Origin of the sequence: Jeotgalibacillus campisalis, from assembly GCF_000829515.1 — a bacterium.
Classification (GTDB): domain Bacteria; phylum Bacillota; class Bacilli; order Bacillales; family Jeotgalibacillaceae; genus Jeotgalibacillus; species Jeotgalibacillus campisalis.
This window is the reverse complement of sequence record NZ_JXRR01000021.1, coordinates 89325-112591: the sequence shown is the minus strand read 5'-3', so window position 1 is coordinate 112591 and position 23267 is coordinate 89325. Positions and strand designations below refer to the sequence as shown.

20 protein-coding genes are annotated in these 23267 nt (G+C 41.5%); 16 read left to right on the top strand and 4 right to left on the bottom strand.

Annotated features, from left to right (window positions below; translation table 11 throughout):
- The first annotated feature begins 99 nt into the window (after nt 1-99).
- The 4 genes from KR50_RS15785 (at nt 100) to KR50_RS15765 (ending at nt 4023) form a co-directional block, all read left to right on the top strand.
- A complete protein-coding gene (locus KR50_RS15785) occupies nt 100-966 on the top strand; it encodes an alpha/beta fold hydrolase (RefSeq protein WP_041060869.1) in 867 nt (288 codons plus the stop codon).
- Between the two features lie 164 nt (nt 967-1130).
- Nucleotides 1131-1757, top strand: coding sequence for a class I SAM-dependent methyltransferase (locus tag KR50_RS15780; RefSeq protein ID WP_041060866.1), 627 nt, complete (start codon nt 1131-1133; stop codon nt 1755-1757).
- Between the two features lie 215 nt (nt 1758-1972).
- Nucleotides 1973-3043 carry a 23S rRNA (adenine(2503)-C(2))-methyltransferase RlmN gene (rlmN, locus tag KR50_RS15770; protein WP_041060862.1) on the top strand — a complete coding sequence of 357 codons (1071 nt, stop codon included), beginning with the start codon at nt 1973-1975 and terminating at the stop codon, nt 3041-3043.
- A gap of 209 nt (nt 3044-3252) precedes the next feature.
- On the top strand, nt 3253-4023 hold the full coding sequence (locus tag KR50_RS15765) for an arylamine N-acetyltransferase family protein (protein ID WP_041060861.1): 771 nt from the start codon (nt 3253-3255) through the stop codon (nt 4021-4023).
- Between the two features lie 60 nt (nt 4024-4083).
- Here KR50_RS15765 and hxlB read toward each other — a convergent pair whose 3' ends face one another.
- Both hxlB and hxlA read right to left on the bottom strand, forming a co-directional pair.
- On the bottom strand, nt 4084-4641 hold the full coding sequence (hxlB, locus tag KR50_RS15760; protein ID WP_041060859.1) for a 6-phospho-3-hexuloisomerase: 558 nt from the start codon (nt 4639-4641) through the stop codon (nt 4084-4086).
- 6 nt (nt 4642-4647) lie between these two features.
- Nucleotides 4648-5280, bottom strand: a complete 633-nt coding sequence (gene hxlA, locus KR50_RS15755; RefSeq protein WP_041060857.1) for a 3-hexulose-6-phosphate synthase — start codon at nt 5278-5280, stop codon at nt 4648-4650.
- 161 nt (nt 5281-5441) lie between these two features.
- Between hxlA and KR50_RS15750 the strand changes: the two genes are divergently transcribed.
- Nucleotides 5442-5804 carry a winged helix-turn-helix transcriptional regulator gene (locus KR50_RS15750; RefSeq protein ID WP_041060855.1) on the top strand — a complete coding sequence of 121 codons (363 nt, stop codon included), beginning with the start codon at nt 5442-5444 and terminating at the stop codon, nt 5802-5804.
- Between the two features lie 107 nt (nt 5805-5911).
- Nucleotides 5912-6280, top strand: a complete 369-nt coding sequence (locus KR50_RS15745; protein ID WP_041060852.1) for a PilZ domain-containing protein — start codon at nt 5912-5914, stop codon at nt 6278-6280.
- 53 nt (nt 6281-6333) lie between these two features.
- Here KR50_RS15745 and KR50_RS15740 read toward each other — a convergent pair whose 3' ends face one another.
- The gene (locus KR50_RS15740; protein ID WP_041060849.1) at nt 6334-6735 is read right to left on the bottom strand and encodes a secondary thiamine-phosphate synthase enzyme YjbQ; all 402 of its coding nucleotides are present in this window, start codon (nt 6733-6735) and stop codon (nt 6334-6336) included.
- Nucleotides 6736-7110: 375 nt separating this feature from the next.
- Here KR50_RS15740 and KR50_RS15735 point away from each other — a divergent pair, with 375 nt between their 5' ends.
- The 9 genes from KR50_RS15735 (at nt 7111) to KR50_RS15695 (ending at nt 16332) form a co-directional block, all read left to right on the top strand.
- A complete protein-coding gene (locus KR50_RS15735; RefSeq protein ID WP_041060847.1) occupies nt 7111-7719 on the top strand; it encodes a sugar transferase in 609 nt (202 codons plus the stop codon).
- 53 nt (nt 7720-7772) lie between these two features.
- Entirely contained in the window at nt 7773-8387 is a 615-nt protein-coding gene (locus KR50_RS15730; protein WP_041060844.1) for a YveK family protein, read from the top strand.
- A gap of 70 nt (nt 8388-8457) precedes the next feature.
- Nucleotides 8458-9927 carry an oligosaccharide flippase family protein gene (locus KR50_RS15725; protein ID WP_041060841.1) on the top strand — a complete coding sequence of 490 codons (1470 nt, stop codon included), beginning with the start codon at nt 8458-8460 and terminating at the stop codon, nt 9925-9927.
- 62 nt (nt 9928-9989) lie between these two features.
- Nucleotides 9990-11282 (top strand): hypothetical protein, encoded by a 1293-nt coding sequence (locus tag KR50_RS15720; RefSeq protein WP_041060838.1) that lies wholly within the window; start codon nt 9990-9992, stop codon nt 11280-11282.
- A complete protein-coding gene (locus KR50_RS15715; protein ID WP_041060835.1) occupies nt 11279-12412 on the top strand; it encodes a glycosyltransferase family 4 protein in 1134 nt (377 codons plus the stop codon). The genes KR50_RS15720 and KR50_RS15715 overlap by 4 nt, the downstream gene beginning before the upstream one ends.
- Nucleotides 12413-12445: 33 nt before the next feature.
- Entirely contained in the window at nt 12446-13105 is a 660-nt protein-coding gene (locus tag KR50_RS15710; RefSeq protein ID WP_041060970.1) for an acetyltransferase, read from the top strand.
- 22 nt (nt 13106-13127) lie between these two features.
- On the top strand, nt 13128-14066 hold the full coding sequence (locus KR50_RS18065; RefSeq protein ID WP_052477164.1) for a glycosyltransferase: 939 nt from the start codon (nt 13128-13130) through the stop codon (nt 14064-14066).
- A 12-nt stretch (nt 14067-14078) separates the two neighbouring features.
- Nucleotides 14079-15233: a DegT/DnrJ/EryC1/StrS family aminotransferase gene (locus KR50_RS15700; protein WP_041060833.1), complete on the top strand. Its 1155-nt coding sequence runs from the start codon at nt 14079-14081 to the stop codon at nt 15231-15233.
- 79 nt (nt 15234-15312) lie between these two features.
- Nucleotides 15313-16332 carry a Rossmann-fold NAD(P)-binding domain-containing protein gene (locus KR50_RS15695; protein WP_041060830.1) on the top strand — a complete coding sequence of 340 codons (1020 nt, stop codon included), beginning with the start codon at nt 15313-15315 and terminating at the stop codon, nt 16330-16332.
- A gap of 98 nt (nt 16333-16430) precedes the next feature.
- On the opposite strand, the gene KR50_RS15690 is transcribed toward KR50_RS15695, so the two are convergent.
- On the bottom strand, nt 16431-18284 hold the full coding sequence (locus KR50_RS15690; protein WP_041060827.1) for a polysaccharide biosynthesis protein: 1854 nt from the start codon (nt 18282-18284) through the stop codon (nt 16431-16433).
- A 508-nt stretch (nt 18285-18792) separates the two neighbouring features.
- Between KR50_RS15690 and KR50_RS15685 the strand changes: the two genes are divergently transcribed.
- Nucleotides 18793-23022: a phosphodiester glycosidase family protein gene (locus tag KR50_RS15685; RefSeq protein WP_041060825.1), complete on the top strand. Its 4230-nt coding sequence runs from the start codon at nt 18793-18795 to the stop codon at nt 23020-23022.
- Nucleotides 23023-23267 lie beyond the last annotated feature (245 nt).

Genomic DNA, 23267 nt, shown 5'->3' with positions numbered 1-23267 from the left:
AAGAGCTTGAGACAAAATTGTCCCAAGCTTTTTTGGGTTTGACTTTTAAATAAAAGAGAAAACAGTAGAATAGCCAATTTTAAATAAGGGGGAACTAAAATGGAATTCAGCTGCATACAAACAAATGGGATCACGCTGCATGTTGGAACAGCTGGAAAACAGGATGGTCCTCTTGCCGTCTTGCTTCACGGATTTCCTGAGCTCTGGTACAGCTGGCGGGAACAGATCGACACTTTAGTGGAGCAGGGGTATCGCGTAGTCGTTCCTGACCAGCGCGGCTACAATAAAAGTGATAAGCCATTGGGTGAACAGGCGTATGTACTGGATCAGCTGCGGGATGATGTGATTGGGTTAATTGAGAGCTTCGGGCACGAGAAAGCGGTTGTGATCGGTCATGACTGGGGAGGCGTCGTAGCATGGCACTTGGCAGGGACGCGATCTGAATGGGTTGAAAAATTAGTGATCTTAAACAGTCCGCATCCAGCTGTCTTGAAGGATACGATGAAAAGAAAACCTGTGCAGTTTTTAAAAAGTTTATATGTGTTCTTTTTTCAAATACCGAAATTGCCTGAATGGCTGCTGCAAAAAAATCAATTTAAGCGGCTGAAAAAGGCACTTCTCTCGACAAGCCGTCCATATGCATTTACTGAAAAAGACCTGGAGTTGTATGAAGAAGCCTGGTCGAGACCTGGTTCTCTTACCGCGATGATTAATTGGTATCGTGCACTTAAAGCAAAACAAAAACAGGAGGACTCACCTGTCATCACTGTTCCCGTCCAAATCATATGGGGGATACAGGATACCTTCCTCTCACTTGCCATTGCAGAGGAAAATGAAAAGCAATGCTCAAACGTCAGTACGGTGCTTGTGGATGCAACTCACTGGGTGCATATTGAGCAGCCAAAATTAGTGAATAATCATATGACCACGTTTCTGAAGGGGAAAAATACCGTACTGAATACTTAGAAAACTATGGTAAAATAAATACATTCAAGAAAGGTGGAGATCACATGAAAAACACATATCGCATTTTTAGCCAAAGAGGAAAAGAGAAAAAGAAATAGAGCGTGTGAGCAAAATCGGCTTCGACCCGAATGCATGAACGTTCTATTCAGGAGGAGCATTCATAAATGTTGAATCAAAAAGGATTTAATCTTTGGGCAAATGATTATGATAAGACGGTACAGGTAAGTGAAGAAAAAAATGAGTACCCATTTGCAGGCTACAAAAAGATCTTGAATATGATTTTTAATGAAGTGATGAAAAAACCACAATCAAATGTGCTGGATATCGGGTTCGGTACAGGCGTGTTAACAGGCAAGCTTTATGAGAATGGCCACGCAATTGACGGAATCGACTTTTCATCCGAAATGATCCGGCATGCTCAAATGAAAATGCCTGACGCGAACTTAATGGAATGGGACTTTTCAAAAGGACTGCCTGACTCATTAAAACAAAAAAAGTACGATTTTATAATTAGCACCTATGCACTGCATCATTTATCTGACCGGGAAAAAGTGGGGTTTATTCATAACCTGCTTCCGCTCCTTTCAAAAACAGGGAAAATCTTAATTGGTGACATTTCTTTTAAAAACCGCCAGCAATTAGAGCAATGTAAAAGTGACAATCTCTCTCACTGGGATCATGATGAATTTTATTTCGCTGCGGATGAAATAACTGAAGCACTGACCCCCTACGGTCATTGTGAATATCAGTCAGTCTCCCATTGTGGCGGGATTTTTGTTATAACAGCGTAGGAAAGAAGCCAGGTTCATTACTCAATGAACCTGGCTTCTTATTGTGTATAAATGAAAGAAGAGAACTTATCACTTTAATTTCAGCTTGACTTGTGGTAAAATAACGGGTGATGTAAATGAAGATACGTTTGATAAGCAACTGAAAATAACAGGACAAGTCACTGAAATAAACAAATTTACCTTCTACAGGTGAATTTTGAAAAGAGGGTTTTACCATGACTAAAACATCCATTTATGGATTAACATTAGAGCAATTGACACTATGGCTGGTGGAACAGGGCCAAAAGAAATTCCGTGCAGCACAGATCTGGGATTGGCTGTATAAAAAACGTGTAACAGACTTTTCTCAAATGAAAAATTTGAATACAGACTGTGTAGCATTGCTTGATGAGCATTTCTATATTCAGTCACTAAAAGAAGAAGTTGTACAAAAATCAGAAGACGGTACGATTAAGTTTTTATTCAAGCTTGAAGATGGCAACTTGATAGAGACTGTGCTGATGCGATTTAATTACGGGCTTTCTGTTTGTGTAACAACCCAGGTTGGCTGTAATATCGGCTGTACGTTCTGTGCCAGCGGACTGCTGAAGAAGAACCGTGATTTATCAGGTGGGGAAATCGTCGAGCAGATCATGAATGTTCAGCATCATCTAGACAGCATGGGCAAAGATGAACGCGTAAGCCATATCGTTGTAATGGGGATTGGCGAACCATTTGACAACTACTCAAATATGATGGACTTTTTCCGCGTGGTGAATGATCAAAAAGGTCTTTCAATCGGCGCACGTCATATTACTGTTTCTACAAGCGGACTTGCCAACAAAATTTATGACTTTGCAGATGAGGATATTCAGATTAATCTCGCTGTTTCTCTTCACGCTCCAAATAACGAGCTGCGAACGCAGATCATGAAAATTAACCGTGCCTATCCGCTTGAAAAGCTGATGCCGTCCATTGATTACTATCTGGAAAAAACAAACCGCAGAATAACCTTTGAGTATATTCTGCTGAAAGATGTCAACGACCATAAGGAAGAAGCGGTGCAGCTTGCCAATCTTCTCAGCAACAAGCGCCATCTATCCTATGTCAACCTGATTCCGTACAACCCGGTTGACGAACACAATCAATATGAGCGCAGCACGAAAAAAGCGATCGTTGAATTTTATGAAACGCTCCTGAAACGCGGCATCAATTGCGGCGTGCGTGTCGAGCAGGGCTCTGACATCGACGCAGCATGCGGTCAGCTTCGAAGCAAGCAAATTAAAAAAGACAAAGTTACAAATTAATTAGTTTCACTACTAAGAAGAATGTTTTCATGATTTCACTCATGAAAACATTCTTTCTTTTTTAAGGTTTAGGATAATAGTTCATTTATGTAGCTCAAGGGAAATCAAGAACCGGTTTTCTCCTGAAAATTATGCAAAGTTATAATGAGAATATATTATCCACCAAAAGATTGAAAGAATAGGTTCATTGAAGTGAAAGGAGGAAACCAATGAAAATCAACGAACTGTTCCGTCAGCGTACAGGATTTCCAATCGATCAGCCGCTCGAGTTTGCTCACTTACCTTCTTTACTTGAAAAAACGGCGTTTAGCATTCCCTTCGAAAATACGGCGATTATGAAAAAGGAAAAGGATGAACTGACCGAAGAATTCATGGTTCATAAGCTGCTGACTCTTAAACAGGGAGGATTATGCTATGAATTAAGCACTGTCCTTTTCTTATTTTTAGCCGAAAATGGTTTTCAGGTCAACATGATAAAAGGGCGGGTTTTTAATCCCGACACCATGACATGGAGTGCGATTGGCAAGACGCATGCAGCAATAAAGCTGACCTATAAGAATCGGGATTACTTAATTGACACAGGATTTGGCGGGAACATCCCGCTTGTTCCAGTTCCGTTCAATAGTGAGAGCGTTGAGTCTTCTAATGGGAAATTCCGGATTCGAACGTGGGAAGATGAATTTATACTGGAAATGATCGTAAGACATAAAGATAATGACTGGAGAACAGGGTATGCATTTACTCCTGAGCCAGTGGAAATTTCATCATGGAATGAAGTAAGAGATCTGCTAATCGATGAAGAGCTTTCGCCATTTAATAAACAGCTCCTGGTTACCCAGCTGACGAAAGAAGGTAATAAAACGTTGACGGATAAATCGTTTACAGAGTGGGCGAATGGAGAAAGTAGAAAAGAAGAAATTAGAGAAGAAGACTTCAATGAGCTGGCACGTCTGCATTTTAACATTGATTTTTTAGAATAAGACATAAAGAAAAAAAGCTGCCAGAAGTCCGTCGTTGCACGGACTTGCTGGTCAGCTTTTTTATTCAAGATTTGCGTGTTTTCCGTACATTTTATCATTATCGAGTCCATTTTTCTCCATGAACCGTAAGATCAATGCATCATAGAACACCAATAAGGTTTGTTCAAAAAGAGAGCCCATCGGCTGGATCGTATGAAAGTCGCTTTGAGACTGATCCTTTGGCGCGCCGGGAAGTTTGACAGTAAAAGTCGAGAGCTTTCCTATGGTAGAATCCGGGTTAATGGTGACAGCTGCAATCGTTCCGCCAATACTCTTTGCTTTTTCAGCAATCGAAACCAGCCCTTTTGTTTCGCCGGAGCCTGAACCAATAATGAGCAGATCATCTTCCTCAAAAGTAGGGGTGACGGTTTCTCCGATGACATAGGCGTCAATTCCCATATGCATCATTCGCATCACAAAGGATTTTGCCATAAAACCGGACCTGCCGCCTCCTGCTACAAAAACCTTTTTGGCTTTTAGAATGCTGTTTACTAACGTCTCAGCCTCTTGATCAGAAAGTAACGCAGCAGACTTTTCTAATTCTGCAACGATTTGAGAAGCGTATTGTACAGTCTGCATGGCAGATTATGCTTGTTTGATAAGTTTTTGCATAGCTGAGGCTGCTGCTTTTTTATCATCTTGCCCGGTAATTCCGCCACCGACAATGACTAGATCCGGCTGTACTTTGATGACTTCTGGAAGTGTTTCTAATTTAATGCCGCCTGCGATTGCCGTTTTCGCATTTTTCACAACATCTTTAATGGTTTGAAGATCTTCAAACGAGTTTTTTCCTTCAGCCTGAAGGTCATAACCTGTATGAACACATATATAATCAACGCCTAAAGCGTCCACTTCTTTTGCACGTGTAGCAAGATCTTTAACAGCCATCATATCTACTAATATTTTCTTGCCTTGTTTTTTCGCCTCTTCAACAGCACCTCTGATTGATGCATCTTCTGCTGCTCCAAGAATGGTTACTATATCCGCACCGGCTTTAGATGCCTGCCCGACTTCATAGCCTGCAGCATCCATAATCTTAAGGTCTGCAAGTACTTTTAGATTAGGATAGGCTTCTTTCATTTGTTTTACTGCTGTAAGTCCTTCATTTATCACAACAGGAGTACCGATTTCAACTACATCGATATGCTCTTCAACTTCCTTAACCAATTCGATTGCTTCTGGAATGTTTACTAAATCAAGTGCTAATTGTAATTCCATCTTTGCGTCACTCCTAATGTGTTTTTAGTGAATCGTTCATTAAAAAATGAACATAGGAGTAAGTATACATGCTATAATCGTTTTATGTAAGTACGCACTTTTTACTTACATAGTGTTAAAAAGTATACTGTCTGATATAATAGGCTTTTGGAGGCGATTAAATGACGCGCATGCAGGATAAAGTGTTTCATTGTGAAAAAGAATTAACGCTGTCTGTGATTGGCGGCAAATGGAAGATGCTTATTTTATGGCATTTAGGCAAAGAGGGAACAAAGCGATTCGGTGAACTAAAATCACTCATGCCCGGCATAACCCAGCGAATGCTTGTAAATCAGCTTCGTGAACTCGAAGAAGATCAGATTGTTCATCGTGAGGTTTATCCGGTCGTGCCGCCGAAAGTTGAATATTCATTAACAGAACATGGTGAAAGCTTAATGCCAATACTGGACGCTATGTATACATGGGGAAAAGATTATACCGTCAATGTGGTACAGAAGGAAAACGAAGAGCCAAAATCGGTATAAACCGGTGCAAACGAATCTCTTGGATTTAATTAGAGGTTCGTTTTCTTTTAGTTAAATTGATATAATCAAGAGAGCTTTCAATAGTTTGCAAAAGAAGGGGGAGCGATATGAGATATAACCGCAATGAAGCGTTTCGCTTCGCATTCAAAGAACCATTGCACGCCCGATTCTCCATTTATGAGGTGAATGGCAAAGAGGTCGAAACGACAGAAGGCGAAATTCAGCTTATGGACTTAAGTCCGAGCGGCGCAAAAACGTACACGGAGCTAAACATCCCCTACACGGCAAACAACTCAGTTAAAATTACGATTCACTTTCAATTAAATGAAAGTACATACAATTTCAAGGGCAAAATTGTCTGGAAAAAGGTATGGAGCGATGGATTTATGTACGGCGTCTCTTTTCTTGTTAATGAGGATATGCAGCAGGAAATTGTTAAACAGCTTAAAATTCATGTTAAAAGTTTAAAAAACTAATAAGAAGAGGACCACCGTAAACACAGTTATTGTGTTTACGGTGGTCCTTTTTTTTAACCCATAAGTTTTACAAGATAGGACCGATTATGTCTCGGGCCGTCAAACTCACAAAAATAGATTCCCTGCCAGGTGCCAAGAACGAGCTTTCCATCCTCAATCACCAGTGTCTGGGCATGTCCAACCGTACTGGTTTTTAAGTGAGAGGCTGTGTTTCCTTCAGCGTGCCGATCTTTTGGGTGCTCCCACGGGTAGACTTCATCAAGTCGCATGAGAAAGTCTGTTTTTACGTCGGGATCCGCATTTTCATTAACTGTAATTCCTGCTGTTGTATGGAGCGAAGTGACGACGGCGATTCCATCTTGAATGTCCTGGCCTGCAATCCAGTCCTGTATATTAGAGGTGATGTCGATCATTTCATCTCTTGAGGTGGTGGTGAGGGTAAATTTTTTAATCATTGTCATCTTCCTTTCGGGCAGACCGCTGAGAAGCGCTCGCATGCTTCGTTGCTCATCCCGCCACAGATGCTCGTAAAGAAGTTCTGCTCTGAGTAGAGATTGGTTAAGCTAGTCTGCATTGTTTTTGATAGTTAAAGGTTGTTGAAACTTTTCATCTATTTTAGTACATGGACAGTGAGGAGGCAACTGTTCAGGTACTCGATGAATCTTATGGCAGACCCGGTATCATTTCGGGTTTGCTTTTTTCGTTGTTCCGCCTATACGTGAAGCTTTGGTTTTGCAGATCTGGAACACTTTTTATTGATGGGTGGAATTGTTTTTTTAGTGTAACTGATTTAAGCCTGAAACCATATAGTAATGCAGAGAGGTGTCAGGATGAAAAGGCTGATTGATTTTTTATTGTCAAGTATTCTCCTCATAGTGCTGTTTCCGCTGGCTGCTGTTCTTGGGTGCTTAATTTTTGTGAAAATCGGTTCGCCCATTTTGTTTAAGCAGATCCGTGCAGGGCTTCATGGCATTCCTTTCACCATTTATAAATTCCGAACGATGAAGGATGCTCTTTCTGCGTCAGGAGAATTATTATCCGATCAAGACAGATTGACACCCTTCGGCCAGTTTTTAAGGAAGTATTCACTCGATGAACTTCCTCAATTGGTGAATGTGTGGAAAGGAGAAATGAGTTTTGTTGGACCGCGTCCGCTGTTGATGGAATACCTTCCTTTGTATACCCATGAACAGGCAATGAGACTGAATATTAAACCTGGTTTAACAGGATGGGCGCAGGTAAATGGCAGGAATGCGATTTCCTGGGAGAAAAAATTTGAGCTGGATGTTTGGTATGTGGAGCATTATTCTCTTTGGCTTGATGTGAAAATTATTTGGATGACGGTGATGAGAGTCGTACGTCCAAAAGGAGTCAGCTATCCCGATTCTGCGACGGTGAAGCGATTTAAAGGCACTGGTTCAGAAGAAAGCACAAAGTAGAACTGGATTGGCAGATGAATTGTATTTTTTTGAAAGAAAGGAAGATCAAACAGATGAATGACAAAAAATTAAGTTTTTCAGGCTTTTTTTCTATTGTTTTAAAAAGATTATGGATTGTGATTATTTTTACAGCAGTGGCAGTGGCAGCGAGCGGTTATATATCGTATGAGGTAATTGAACCTACCTACGAATCTAAGGTGAATATCGTGGTTGCAGGAAAACAAACAAAGGAAAGTCCAATTTTGACCAACCACATCGATGATTCATTAAAGCTGGTCTCAACCTATCAGGATATTTTAAAAAGTCCTTATATTTTGAAAGACGCACAAAACCGGCTTCAAAAGGATGGTCAAAACATTACCTTTAAAGAAAAAGACGTGTCTGTTTCCAATACACAGGATTCCCAGGTAATTGAATTGCGGGTGGAATATACAAACGCGACGGAAGCAGCGCTTATAGCCAATGCAATTTCGACTTCTTTTGATCAAAAAGTACAGCATATTATGAGCTTAGAAGATAAAAACTCCAAGGTATTAAATAAAGGAACCGTAAATAAAGAACCGGTTTTTCCTCAGCCGAAGCTGATTATGGGAATTACATTTGTTCTGGCATTGATCTTTTCAATGTGGCTCACATTTGCCATTCACCGTTTCAAGGAACAAAAGTAAAATTCGTATCAAGCTGCCCTCCCCGAAACCAAGGTGAATACACCGACTTCATAAGGAGATCATGAGGAGCATGCCAACTAAAGAAAATCCATCCAATCTTTTTATCGTTTCTGCCTGTTCAGCTGCGGTTTCCTTTGTTACAGGTATTTGGATACGGAATATACTGGGTCCGGAAGAATATGGGATCTGGCTGATTTATTCATTATTTTTAGTGTATGGCTATTATATGCAGTTTGGCATATTGGAAGGTTTCAGCCGCGATGTCCCCAGAATGCTTGGTCAGGGCAGATTTAAGAAAGCGGATGATATTCGAAGCACAGCCCTGGTGTGGATTCTTATGTCCTCAGGAATGTCTTTTTTAGGGGTTACTGTGCTGCTGGTCCTCCCGCTGACCTTCGTTGAAACGATTATGGGGATCGTGGCGTTGCTTTTGGTCCCGTTTCAAAATCTGGTTTTATTTTTTAACCACTTTTATTTAACGGTTCAGCAATTTAATAAAGTAGCCGTCATTCAGTTGATTATTGGTTCTCTTCAATATGTAGTGATGGGTTTCTGGGCCATCTTCTTTGGAATATACGGTCTATTTCTTGGTGTGCTGATCGGAAGTCTGGCTGCCCTGATTTACAGCCGGATAAAAATGAAGACCAAAATTCAGCTGAAATGGCATAGCGGCTTGTTTAAAAAAATGCTGAAGTACGGTTTCCGCATAACATTGATCGGAATTTTGCTCAGTTTATTTACAACTATGGACAGATTGTTGATTTTTGCTTTCTATGACTCTTCATCTGTAGGATTGTATGGCATTATCGCATTTATCTATCAGGGAATTATGGTGCTGCCATCAGTTTTTCATCAGGTGATGTATCCGAAAATTAATTACCATTACGGGGCCACGGGAAGTAAAAAAGCGCTGATGCCGATCATATTGGAGCCGACCATTCTGTTATCTTACATCAGTCCAGTTCTCCTGGGTATCGCATTTTTTATGTTTCCCTGGTTTGTAGAGGTTTTTATGCCTGAGTATGTGGCAGGGACGACAGCTGCGAGAATTGTGATCGTGGGCATGTTCTTTTTTATCTGGGCGATGCTGTACGCCCACTACTTAACTGTAGTGCATAAGGAGTGGAGTTATTTTAAGGTTTTGTGCTGCGGTGTGCTGATTAACGCAATTGTCAATCTGATCATGATTCGATCGGGGCTATACATTAATGGTGTAGCTATTGGCACTGCTGTTTCCTACATGATGTACCCGCTTCTTCTTATGTTTGTCTGTTTCCGCGATATGGGCTTGAAGTGGGCGGATTATATTCGTCATTTCGCCATAATCCTGCTTCCTTTTGGGATGATGATCGGTCTGATGGGAATCATTGAATCCCTTCATATTCATTTTTTAATGCAAATCGGCTTTTACTTACTGGGCTATCTCATCTTTCTTTTGATTTCATCAAACAAAATCACCCTGCTGTCTGGTTATAAAAGTCTAGGGATTAAAATTGCGGGGGAAAAATTAAAAAAGGGAAAGAAATGTACAGCTAAGTAAAGTCGTTTAATTGCTTCATTGTCATTACGTAATTTATGCACTAAAGACTGGTAGGTGATCGAATGCAAATTAATATTAATTTACCGGATAAAGTATTATGGCTGTTTTTTTGGGCAGGGCTTGCACTTGTTTTTGGTGCTTTTGTGCCCATTATTGGCACTGAGGCAGCTATTTATGTGCTGATTATTATGGTGTCATGTTTAACAGCTGTCTTTTTTTCTACACTCTTTGGCCATCCGCCTCTCGTATTGAAGATTATTTTTTTAGCCGTATCGGTTCGTATTGTGATGCTGATATTGCTGAAGATCTATTCTTTTCAAAATGGTTTAGACGGTTTTTTTCCGGGTGATGTTGACGCACTGGCTTATCACGGAGATGCAGTCAAAGCATTGGCGACACACTCATGGTATGAAGCTTTGCAGGGAAATCTGTCCTATACCATTTTCGTAGCCTTTTTATATAATCTGCTGGGCATTGATATGATGATACCTCAGCTATTTAATCTTGGAGTTTCTGTCATTATTGTACCGCTTCTGTATGAACTTGGCGATCGTGTGGGAGGGGAAAAAGCAGCGGTAACAGCGTCTTTGTTATGGAGTTTATTTCCAAGTGCGGTTTTCTGGTCCATTTCACTATTGAAAGATGCCTTTGTTGTATTTGGAATGGTTCTCTCGAGTTTTTTGGTTTTATCTCTGACAAAAGCAAAAATTTCGGTGGGAGATCTTCTAATAGGTCTGAGTGGAATCATGATCATTTCTTATATGCGCCCGCAGTTTTTATTGGCCATTTCGATACCTGTGCTACTTTATCTCGCTGTTCAATTTTTCAGAGGAAACAGCAGTTTTCTCCGCAACTGTATACTTATTGTCGCAGCAGTGGGCGTATTTAGTGCCACTTCAGCCGGAGATATCATTTTGCAGACGTTTGATACATCGACCTCTAATGAAGGAGTGGAGAGAATAAATGAAATTGCGCTCGACGGAGGTTCAGGCATTCACATCGTTACACTGTTTTCTCCTGAAATCCGCTGGCTAGTTCAGCTTCCATTCTCAATATTTGCTCCATTCCCGTGGCAATGGTTTTCATTCAGCCAAGCAATCTATTTAATGTCGGCATTTGAGATGCTTTGCTGGTATGTCCTCTACTACTATATGTGGAAAAACAGAAAAGACATTTTTGATAATCATACAGGAAAAATGATTTTCCTTTATGCGTGTTCTATCTTCTTCGCGGTTTCCTTCAGCTTGCCGAATATTGGTTCAATTTATCGATACCGGCTTGCCGCTATGGCGATGCTTCTTCCGCTGATTTTCTTTACAACAAGAAAGAAGAATAAGAGAGCTGGGCCTTTATGAAAAAAAAGATTCTTTTTGTAACGACAATAGTCCGGACGGTAGAAGCCTTTTTGATTCCTCATATTCAATCTTTTTTGGATCAGGGTTATGAAGTAGGAGTGGCTTGCAATACGGACGGGGCTTCAGATGAATTTCTGACCAAGTTGGGAGTAAAGGTCCATCATGTTCCGTTTAGCCGTTCCCCTTTTCATTTAGGAAACGTGAAAGCCTATTTTATAATGAGGCGTCTGTGCAAAGGCTACACTCTTTTGCATTTGCATACACCCAATTCTTCTTTTATTAGCCGAATGGCTGCCCTGAAAAAACAAAAGGTTCTTTATACTGCCCACGGTTTTCATTTTAATGAACATCAATCAAGGTGGAAAAATACTTTTTTTAAAACTATGGAAAAAATAGCCTCTTTTAAAACAACTGAACTAATTGTGACAAACACAGATGATTTAAAAGAAGCTCAAAGACTTTTCCCAGCCCTCTCACTTCACTATGTTAAAGGGATAGGTGTGGATAATGATCGCTTTAACCGAGACAGTAGCCTCTTGAAAGAACCTGAGAAGGTAAGAAAAAAATTGGGGCTCCTTCCCGGAACCAAAGTAATCGTGCATATCGCAGAGCTGAATGAAAACAAAAGACAAATAGATGTTGTTGAAGCGGCGTCTTTGCTGCAAAAAGAAATGAGTAATTTTGTCATTCTATTAATTGGAAAAGGACGCTTGCAAAAAGAGATCCAGCAGGAGATTTGGAACAAGAAGCTGGAAAAGCATATTCGCTGCGTTGGGTTTGTTGAAGATGTTCCTTCTGTCGTGAATATTGCACAGATCGGACTGCTTGTTTCAATGAGAGAAGGCCTTCCACGGTCTATTATGGAAATGATGTCAATGGAAATTCCGGTCATTGCGACCAATATACGCGGCAACCGGGATTTAGTCCAAGATGGTAAAACAGGATATTTAGTCGATGTGAAGTCACCTGGCCAGATTGCTCAAAAATGCAAGGAACTGCTTGAAAACGAGGAAAAAGCAAAGAAATTTGGCATACTTGGCAAAAAAGTAATTGAAGAGCAGTATTCATTGCCTATTATTCTTAAGAAAATGGATACCATCTATAAAAAGCTCTGGAATCAGCAAGATTAAACAGGTGAAAAGCCTTTGAAGGGGCGGGATGGAGTGGGTAAGAACTTAATTATCATCGGCTGTGGAGGTCATTCCAAGGTAATTGTGGACATTATTGAGCACATGCCTCAGTTTCGAATTTTAGGGTTGATTGATGATGATCCTGTGCGGCCATCGCATTTTCAAGGCTATCCTGTGTTAGGTGACACAGCTTCGATTAAAACGATAAAAGAACCTGTTTTTGGCGGAATTATTGGAATTGGCGATAACTGGTCACGGAAAAAAGTAGCGGATGTGATTAAAAAATCAAATCCAAACTTTCCATTTATCACGATTATTCATCCAACTGCTTATGTAAGTCCAAGATGTCACATCGGTGCCGGCACCGCCATCATGGCTGGGGCAATTATTAATAGTGATGTAAGTATTGGGGAGCACTGTATTGTAAATACTCTTGGGTCTGTTGCTCATGATTGTGTAATTGGAGATTATTCAAGCGTTGGACCTGGCGCACATTTAGGCGGAAACGTTGTGATTGGAGACAATTCTGCGGTTTCACTTGGCGCCAGGATCCTTCATGGAAGAACCATTGGAGATCATACGGTGGTGGGGGCAGGCGCAACGGTAACCAAGGATTTTGGCGATCTGGGTGTCGTGTACGGAGCGCCGGCAAAATGGATCAGACCGCGTCTTCAGGAAGAAACGTATTTATAAAGCGGCAGAAGGAGGGAGCAAAATGAAAAAAATTCTCATGATGAACTCTACTAAAGCTTATTTGCCTCAAATAGATGCCACCATTCAATATTTTGATATAAAAGACAGCGGTTTTAAATTTTTCGACTCTGCTCAAATCGGCTCTTTTTCGTTTTCTGACTTCGATGCCCTGTGGACTTTTCCAGGAATTGATCGGTCAGCACCCGATGGAATGCCGCTTATTCATGAATACGCATCGTTATCTACAGGCATATTTCCAAAGGGGAAAAATATGATTAAACGTAAACTGAATCAAAAGCCGGACCTCCGGATTTTTTTAAATGAGTTTGTTGAAAATGGAATGCAGTTTAAAGATGAGGTCGTTTCTCTTCAGCGGGACATGGGAGTAGATGATCTTTTTTTTTGTTATCAGGACAGGGTGAAGCAATATGATTGTGTTTATATTGGCGCGATTACAAAAGCCAGGGGAATCGATCGTTTTCTCAGACAGTTTAAACAGCTGAAGGAAAAACGCACCCTGTTAATGATTGGATCTGTACCGGATGATATTTATGAAGAATTTAAAGCAGATGATCATATTATTTTTACAGGCAGCATCCCGTACAAAGACGTGCCAAAATACGCCTCTCAAGCTGTTTACGGCATTAATTATATGCCGGATAAATACCCCTATAACCTTCAAACTTCCACAAAGCTGCTGGAGTATTTAGCCATGAACCTGAGGATTATCTCAACGGAATATAAGTGGGTCAACTACTTTAAAGAAAAACACAATCTGTCTTTTATTACCGTGGATGCTTCCTTGCAGGATTTGGAAAAGAAACTGATCAGCCACCCCCCTCAGTCCATACAAAAGGAATTTTTGGAATCCTTATCCTGGTCCAATGTCATCAAAAAATCAGGCCTTGAACAACGTATGAATGATCTGTTTAGCCAGTATAAAAACCTTTCAGGAAAGTGATGTGAAGACGGGATGGGCGCTAAACCGGAAAGGATTTTTCTATCTTCACCACATATGGGTTCAGCCGAGCAATTGTTTATCAATGACGCCTTCGATACAAATTGGATTGCTCCTGTAGGCCCGCATCTGACCAAATTTGAAGAAGAAGTAGCGGCTTACTCAGGGACAAAAGGGGCCGTTGCGGTCACTTCCGGAACAGCAGCTATTCATTTAGCGCTTAGAGCTCTCGGGATAGGTCCCGGAGATGTTGTTTTTTGTTCTTCCTTTACATTCGTAGCAAGTGCAAATCCGATCCTCTACCAGGGGGCAAAACCGGTGTTCATCGATTCGGAACCGGAGAGCTGGAATATGAGTCCTAAGGCGCTGAAACGGGCTTTAGAGGAAGCTGAAAAAAGTGGACAGCTGCCGAAAGCCATTGTTGCAGTAAATTTATACGGACAGAGTGCAGATTATGATGAACTAAAAAAAATCTGTGAGCCGTATCAAGTGCCGATTGTCGAGGATGCGGCTGAGTCCCTTGGCGCCACCTATAAAGGCAAAGCCAGTGGAACATTTGGTGAATTTGGCATTTTTTCATTTAACGGAAATAAAATCATCACCACTTCAAATGGCGGCATGATAGTCTCAGATAATATGGATGCGCTGCAAAAAATCCGTTTCTGGTCCACACAGGCAAAAGACATTGCGAAATACTATCAGCACAGCGAAACAGGGTATAACTACCGCCTGAGCAATGTCCTTGCTGGAATTGGCCGCGGGCAGCTTATGGTGTTGGACGATCGGGTGGAAGCACGCAGAAGAGTTTTTAACCGCTATCAGGAAGCATTCAGCGGCTTAAGAGGGATTCACTTTATGCCCGAAACACAGCATGGACGGTCAACCCGCTGGCTTACTGCCTTAACACTTGATTCCTCTGTGATCACCGCTCCTCCTGAGAAAATTATAGAGGCCCTAGAAGTACAGAACATTGAAACCCGAAGATTATGGAAGCCCATGCACAGACAGCCGTTATATGCTCACTGCGATTATTATCCTCACGACGAACAAACCAGTGTATGTGATTCGCTGTTTGCATCTGGAATTTGTCTCCCTTCCGGCTCAAATTTGACCCCATCTCAGCAAAATAAAGTCATTGATGCTCTGCTCCCGTTTTTTGTTCAGTGCTGAAAATGCACAATGCCCTTCCTGTTAAGCCAGCATTTACACACATGCATTCCCTCCACCTCAGGGAAGGATAGGTGATACTGTGGAAAATCGAATAGTAAGTGAGATAAACAGCTTTACATGTCCCTTTGAGCAGCGGATTGCAACAGTCGGCACCACTGCCAGAGATTCCCTGCCATTTGCTGTTCTGCCAAGAAGAACGGCACTTGGATATGAAGCGATCAATTTCCTGGTCGTTTCACCTGACGCCGCCAGGGAATTATTTTCATTAGTAGATCCCCATGTCGCCTATTTATTTATCGATATCGAATCAAAAAAAGAGATTGATTTACTGCAAATTGCAAAAACCGTTGTGAAAAACGCCCGAATCATCGCATATAAACCAAATGATACAACGCTTGAAGCAGCCGATTTGTTTCTCCGGCATTCCTTTAAAGATGAGCTCGAAAACAAAAAAATGCTTATTTATGGAGCAGGAAATCTGGGTTCCAAGCTCGCCCTGCGATTAGCTGAAAGGGGCTGCAGCATTTATTTAAGCTCCAGAAATGATGAAAAAACAAAAGAGATTGTGAAGGTATTGAACTATCTTCTTCCTAAATTTGCGAAGAATAAGATTCACTATCTTAAAACCGGCACCTATGAGCCTCTGGAGTTGGATTGTCTGATTTCGTTTACCTCATCCTCTCATGTCATTCCACCTGAAATGGCCGTCATTATGAAAACAAAGAGCGTGGCACTGGATGGAGGAATTAATAACTTTACCCCCAAATTTATTTTAGAAGCGAGCGGTAAGGAGATTACCTGCTACCGGCTGGATGTAAGAGCGGCTTTTCCTCATACGCTTTTATATTTGATTCAGTATATACGGGAATTTTATACAAATATTCAAGGAGAAGTGAAATGGGACAACGGCATTAGAGTGGTGGCGGGAGGAATCATTGGCAATGACGGGGATATTGTGGTGGACCGCATTCAGCAGCCTACCCAGATTGTCGGGATTGCAAATGGAGTGGGCGGCTTGAAGGATGAGCAGGATTATACAGCAAAAGATCAGGCGCAGCTTACTGTCTTCAGGAAATCGCTTCAGCAGGAAAAACGATAAAAAACCTTCAGAGAGATTCACGAATTCGATGATCGATTCCTGAATCATTTTCTGGAGGTTTTTTCTGAGCATGCATCAGGAGACTGAACAGAAGCGAATTATTGTCCGTTTTCATCGGCTGATAGCAAATAGGACGGGACAATTTCTTTTAAACACATTTTAAGATCTTCTGTTTGTTCTTCTTTTTCATTATTTTTAATCAATTCTTTCAGTCTTTGGATTTTCTCCGGCATATTGTAAGTTTCTATCTGCACAGGCTGCGCAATAAAAATCAGTTCATGCTTTGAGGACCGATTGCCTTCCTCAGCTGACAGCAGCTCTTCATAAAGCTTTTCACCAGGCCTCATTCCGGAGTACTTTATTTCAATGTCTTTACCTGGCGTGAGACCGGATAGGGTAATTAGATTTCTTGCTAGGTCGCTGATTTTTACCGGCTCTCCCATATCAAGTACGAATGTCTCGCCTCCTGTTGATAGGCCTCCTGCCTGGATCACAAGCTGAACTGCTTCAGGAATGGTCATAAAATACCGGGTCATATCAGGGTGAGTGACCGTAATGGGGCCGCCTTCAAGAATTTGCTGTTTAAATAAAGGAATCACGCTTCCTCTGCTTCCCAGAACATTTCCAAAGCGCACAGCAGCAAAACGGGTGGAGCTGAAGGAGTTGATGTGCTGAATGTAAAGCTCGGCAATTCGTTTGGTAACTCCCATGACGCTCGTCGGGTTAACCGCTTTATCCGTAGAAACGAGAACAAATTTTTCTGCCCCGCTTTCATGAGCGCACTCAGCCATGATACGTGTCCCAAATACATTATTTTTAATGGCTTCTGTCGGATTGTATTCCATGAGGGGAACATGTTTGTGGGCAGCAGCATGGAAAATAACCTGTGGATGGAAGTCGCGGAAAACACGCTGAATCCTTTTCCGGTCCTGTACGTCACCAATGATCGGCTCAATTTCCAACTGAGGAAAACGGCTTCTCAGTTCTCTTTCAATCAAGTAAATACTGTTTTCACCATGACCAAGAAGAAGGAGGGTGGATGGACTGAATTGAGCAATCTGCCTGCACAGCTCGCTGCCGATTGACCCGCCTGCCCCGCTGACAAGAACAACTTTATCGGTTAAGTAGCTTGCGATTAAATCAAGATCGAGCTTAATTGGAGCTCTCCCCAGTAAATCCTCTACTTTTACTTCCCGGATGGTTGTCGCAATCCGCCCGTTAATAATATCGTTAATTCTCGGGAGAATTTTCACATCAATCTGATGGTCCTTGCAAATCGTAACAATTGCAGAAATCTCAGGCCCAGAGGCGGAAGGAATCGCGATAATAACAGTTTCAATGGCGTACTCCTTAATCACTTTATGAATGTCGTGACGGGACCCAACGATTGGAATGCCGCTTATTTCTGCATCCAGCTTATCCAGCGCATCATCGATGAAGGCTACAGGATAAAGAGGGGAGTTATGTGATTTTCTTAATTCATTCAGCACAAGCCGTCCTGCATTGCCTGCGCCAATAATCAGCGTGCGCCGTCCGTTCTCATTTCCGGTCTCTCTAAGACTGTAGCGTATTTTTGTGAGAATCCTGATAAATGATACTCCGCCAACAATAAAAACCCAGCTAAGCAAAAATAAAGCAAATGGAATCGCATATCCGTTAATCTTTTCAAGTAAAACCTGCGCGCTCCAGCAAACTAAAATCGACAGGATTGCCGTTTTTGAAATGAGATAAAACTCATAATGACTCACATACCGCCAGAAATTTTTGTACACATTAAAGTATAAAAATGCTCCGATGAATGTGAGGGAGTAGAGCAATGTCAGATAAACAGCTTCAAGCAGGAAATCACTAAAATAAGGTCCAAGCAGCAAGTAGCAGCTTCCGGCAACTGAAGCAAAAATGATGAAGATATCTGTCAAACTGGAAAATAAAATCCGTTTATTTCTCTTCAACTTAACTCCTCCATTTTTATTTTTCATTCGCAGCCTGCCCGACTTTTTTATCTGGTTCAACTGCCCAGAGAAAAATCTAGTAAGCTACTCTCTTTATATGATAAAAACCGGAAAATGGTGATGGGCAAAGAGCAAAAAGGGCAGGTGGGATAAGGGTTTACTCCATTTTTTTAGAGGTTGCTGTTTTTCACATGGAAAGGCTCGGGACAAGCTATGAGACGAGCATCTGAAATCACATCCAAATAAGAAATGGTAAACCAAAACTATCCCAAAACCCATTGGAAATTTCGACACACGTAAAAGGGGAAGCAAATCTTCGTTCGACAGCTTTATCTCATCAAGTAAACTCATATATACATTAAGAAAAAGTGTATTTTACTTTATTACAAAGAGGAACTAATGGTATTTTTAGAACTTTAAAGTTTACAAGCATTAAAAAGAATAACAAATTCTATTAACAATTGCCTTCTATAATAAAGAAGTACTTACAACTATTGGGAGGTGCAAGATGAAAGGGAAAAAGAATGTTGCGGCTATTTTGATTGCCTGTACGCTGCTGACTATGTCATCTGCTGTTCTTGGAGAAGAAACAGAGTCTTCAGAGAAAATCAGAGTATTAAAAACGGAACAAATTTCTTCAGGTATTACACACACGGAAAAGGAAATCGTAAATTTCGGCGGAACAGCGGGCAAAAGCCAAAGAGTAAATGTGCTGGAAGCGGATCTTACCAACCCAAATGTATCTATTGTCACATCCAAGGCACTTGAAAGAGTCGTTGCTGCAGAGCCACTTCCGTCACAAGCTGCGAGAGAGGAATTTAAAGGGAAAGACATTGTTGCAGGTGTTAATGCAGATATGTTTAATATGCAGACCGGCATCAATATGACGCTCCAAGTCCAAAACCGCAATCTTCTAATCAATCACAGCTATCCTTCAGGCGTTTCTCATCATCCTGTTTTTGCCATTGATCAAGATAAGAAACCTTTTATCGGCGAAGTTGAAATGAGAGGTTCACTGACCTATAGCGGCAAAAATGTAAAAATTGATACATTGAACCGCAGTGAAAATGCTGGAGAAAAGCTTGGCATTTTCACACCAAAGCTAAATCAAAAGGGCGTGCTTACCTTTGATGACCGCAATGAGACATTCATTAAGAATGGAGCCATGGCAGTCGTTAAGAAGGTACAAGATGCTTCTGCCATAAAAGCAGGACAGGCCTACTCCGGAAAAATAGAAAAAATCTACTCCTCTTATGAGAGCATTGACATTCCATCAGACAGTGTGATCATAACCGGATTTGGTTCAAAAGCGGAGATAATCCGAAATGAATTAAAAGAAGGCATGGAGATCTCCTTCCAGTTTGATCTTTTTACTGGACAAGACAGAGTCTTAAAGAATGATATAACAGAAGCCACAGGCGGCTACAACTGGCTAGTTAAGGATGGAAAGGCTCTTTCAAAAGACGAACTGGAATCCAAATACGGCAGTCACGTGCTGCTGAAAAGTGCCAGAACTGCGATTGGAATTACAGCAGAGCAAAAGGTCATTACAATGACCATCGACAAACCAAGTACGCTTTTTGATAAAAGCCAAGGGGTAACGCTGGTAGAAATGGCCGAAATCATGGAGGAGCATGGTGCAGTCTCTGCACTTGGCCTTGATGGCGGAGGATCAACTGAAATGATCGTCCAGCCAAAAGGGAAGAGTGCACTTGAAACGGCCAACCACCCGAGTGACGGGCAATCAAGATCTATTACAAACGGAATTCTTTTTGTAAATCATTCAAGCAAAACAGATGATATCGGAGAAGTCATCGTTGAAAAGGATCTCACGATTTTCAAAAATGCTTCTTTTCCATTCGGTGTAAAAGCAACAGACAGCAACGGCAACCCTGTCATGATTGCCAGTCGCTCCATCAAATGGGAAGCATCTAAAGGAACAATTGATAAAACTGGATTGTATAAGGCACCTGATCAGGAAGGAACAGATAAGGTGCAGGCCGTCATTAACGGTGTAAGCGGCGGGGCATCCGTGACAGTCATTGATCAGGTCGATGATTTTCAGTTCACAGATAAGGGTCCTATCATTCTTCAGCCCGGTGAAGAGGGAAAACTTGATGCAGAAGCCGTGAAAGACGGCAAAGACGTGATCCTTTCAGGAGATGCTATTGACTGGGAGATGGATCAGCAGTACGGAGAAATTACTGCAGACGGCACCATTCAAGTTAGAGAAGATGTACCTGAAGGAACGAGGACAACAGTAACTGCAAAGCTTGGCTCGCTTGAGAGACAGGTTGAGCTATTAATAGGTCTTAAAGAACAAGTACTCGATGACTATGAAACCTTTCCAACCGAAGGCTATGGGGTAACGGGATTTATGGGCGGAACCCATCAGCTGTCAAACGAACAAGCGAAATTCGGTGAAAGCAGCCTGCGCATTGATTATGATTCAAAGAAATGGGAACGTAAGTACAATGGTACGATTAATGTGGTTCCCCACTGGTACAAATCAGCATCTGGAGCATGGTCCGACGAGCTTGCTGATTCTATGTATGAAACCTACAAAACAGACATCAGACCGAAGAAATTCGGCATGTGGGTGTACGGAGACGGTAAAGCGCCGTGGGCACGCTTGATTTTCAAAGCAAACAATGTAAACAAAACGCTTGATCTTGCTCCTAAAGTAGATTGGATTGGCTGGAAATACCTTGAAGTTGAGCTTCCTCAGGACTGGGAATTGCCGATTGTTTTCAACTATCTGTATTTTGTCGAAACAAGTAAGAGCATTCCTGACTACAGCGGAAGTGTTTATCTCGATCACATGAGATATATCTATTCAAATGAAACAGAAGACTTTAACGGTCCTGAATTTAAAGAGATTACACCTGCAGGTAATACCGTTTACGAAAATAAAATCGATTTTTCTTCTCTTCTGATTGACGAAGAATCAGGCGTGGATGCTGAATCAATTGAAGTGAAAATAAACGGTGAAAAGATTCCCCACACATATGATACTGATACAGGCAGAGTAGAAGCTGCTGCTGACAATTTGGCAGAAGGAACCTATCATCTGACAGCTTCAGCCCGTGACACGAATGGAAATCTGTCTGTTCCCTCTGTTGATAAAAGAATCGAAGTGGATTTAAGTGAAGATAACGAAAAACCGGTTCTTTCTAATGTGACGCCAGCGGGGAAAGCAGTTGAGAAAACAGCAGAACCCCGAATTACATTCAAGCTTAAAGATGAAAAGAGCGGCGTAAAGAAAAGCAGCATTGCTGTGAAAATAGACGGCAGGCAGGCACCTGTTCACTATGATGAAAAATCAGGCTGGGCATATGCCGTACCTGAAAAGCCGTTAAAAGATGGACAGCATTCTTTTATCATTGAAGCCAAAGACAAAAGCGGAAATGTCATGACTCCGTATGTAAAGCACTTTGATACAAAACAGCTTCAACAGCCGAAAAAGGCCAATCAATTTGCCATTTCTATTTTGCCGGATACACAAGGATTTATGTACTCAAAACGCCTGTTTGACCGGGCTGCAAAAGAAGAAACAGACTTTGTTATGCATGTCGGTGACATGGTGGATACCTCGTCTCAGTCAGAATGGGACAGAGCCGGGAGTGATCTTGCATTACTAGGGGATAAACCGTTTTTCGCAACGCCGGGAAATCATGAATCGTTCCAGGGAAACATCGATTTCTATTCAGCCATCGTTGGATCCCCAACGTATCATTTTGAATATGGAAACACGCTTATCATTAGCTTGAACAGTGCGTTTGGACAGAGCATTTCTGCCTCTGATCCGACTCAGTTTCATTACCTTCAAAAACTTCTTAAGGAAAATAAAAAGAAGAATGTCCTTGTCGTGACCCATAACACGACAAAAGACGATTTCGGCACAAAGCATGAAATGAACCCGGCAGATGCTAAGCAGTTTGAAGATATTCTCGGATCCTATAAGAAAAAAAATAAAAATGTTAATATCCAAGTGCTGTTCGGTCACCTTCATCTTCTTCAAACATGGGAAGTAGACGGAGTGAACTATACCATTACAGGTAACGGAGCAAGCAAAGGATATGTATCAAATGATAAAGGAAATATCCTGGGCAGCGGAATTCTTGCCGTTACAAAAGCAGGAATGGATTACAGATTTAATCCATTGCTGACAGATGTATCGATCATAGACGATGCCCTAAATGAAAAACGCGAAATGAAAATGGCAGCGGGAGCAAAGCGCACCCTCAATCTTTTCGGCGATTTTAGAGAGATTTCCGGAAACTATCTTGTTAACTTAAGCTCTTTTGAAGAGGTTCATACCGTGTGGACTTCTGATAATGAAAAAGCAGTAAAAGTACTGGCCGATGGAACCATTCAAACAATAAAACCGGGCAAAGCCAACATTACAGCAGTGTCCGGAGGAAAAAGCAGCACAATTAAAGTGACTGTGGTTGATTCGCTCAACATTAAGCCTGTCAACGTTGAGCTTAGTCCAAATAACGAAGCAGTCATAGAAGGAAAGAACATCCGCCTCACAGCAACAGCTATTGATAAGGATGGAAACCGATTTGCCATGGACCCGGACAAGCTCTTTATGGAGCTGACTCCTCCGGACCTTGCAGAATGGAAAAAGGGAAAAATCAAAACGAAGAAAAGCGGAACTTTAACCATTTCTTATCAATACCTGGAGATAAAGAAAAGTCTGGAGATAGAAATTCTCCCTAAAAAGCAGAAGTAGCAGACAGATGCTGCCCGGTCATTGACCGGGCGGTTTTTTGTTCCAATAGATTTTCTTTTCTGACTGCCAGCGCTAAACGGTGGCTCCAATTCGCGGTGTTCAAAGGCTTGAGACCGTCTCAGGGCCTTTTTAGTGATCATTGCAGAATGAAAACGCTTTAATATATGAAAATATTAATATATTCTGAAAACTTATTGCGATTGGTGTCGCAAGTTAGTATGATATGACATACACAGTTTCGATTT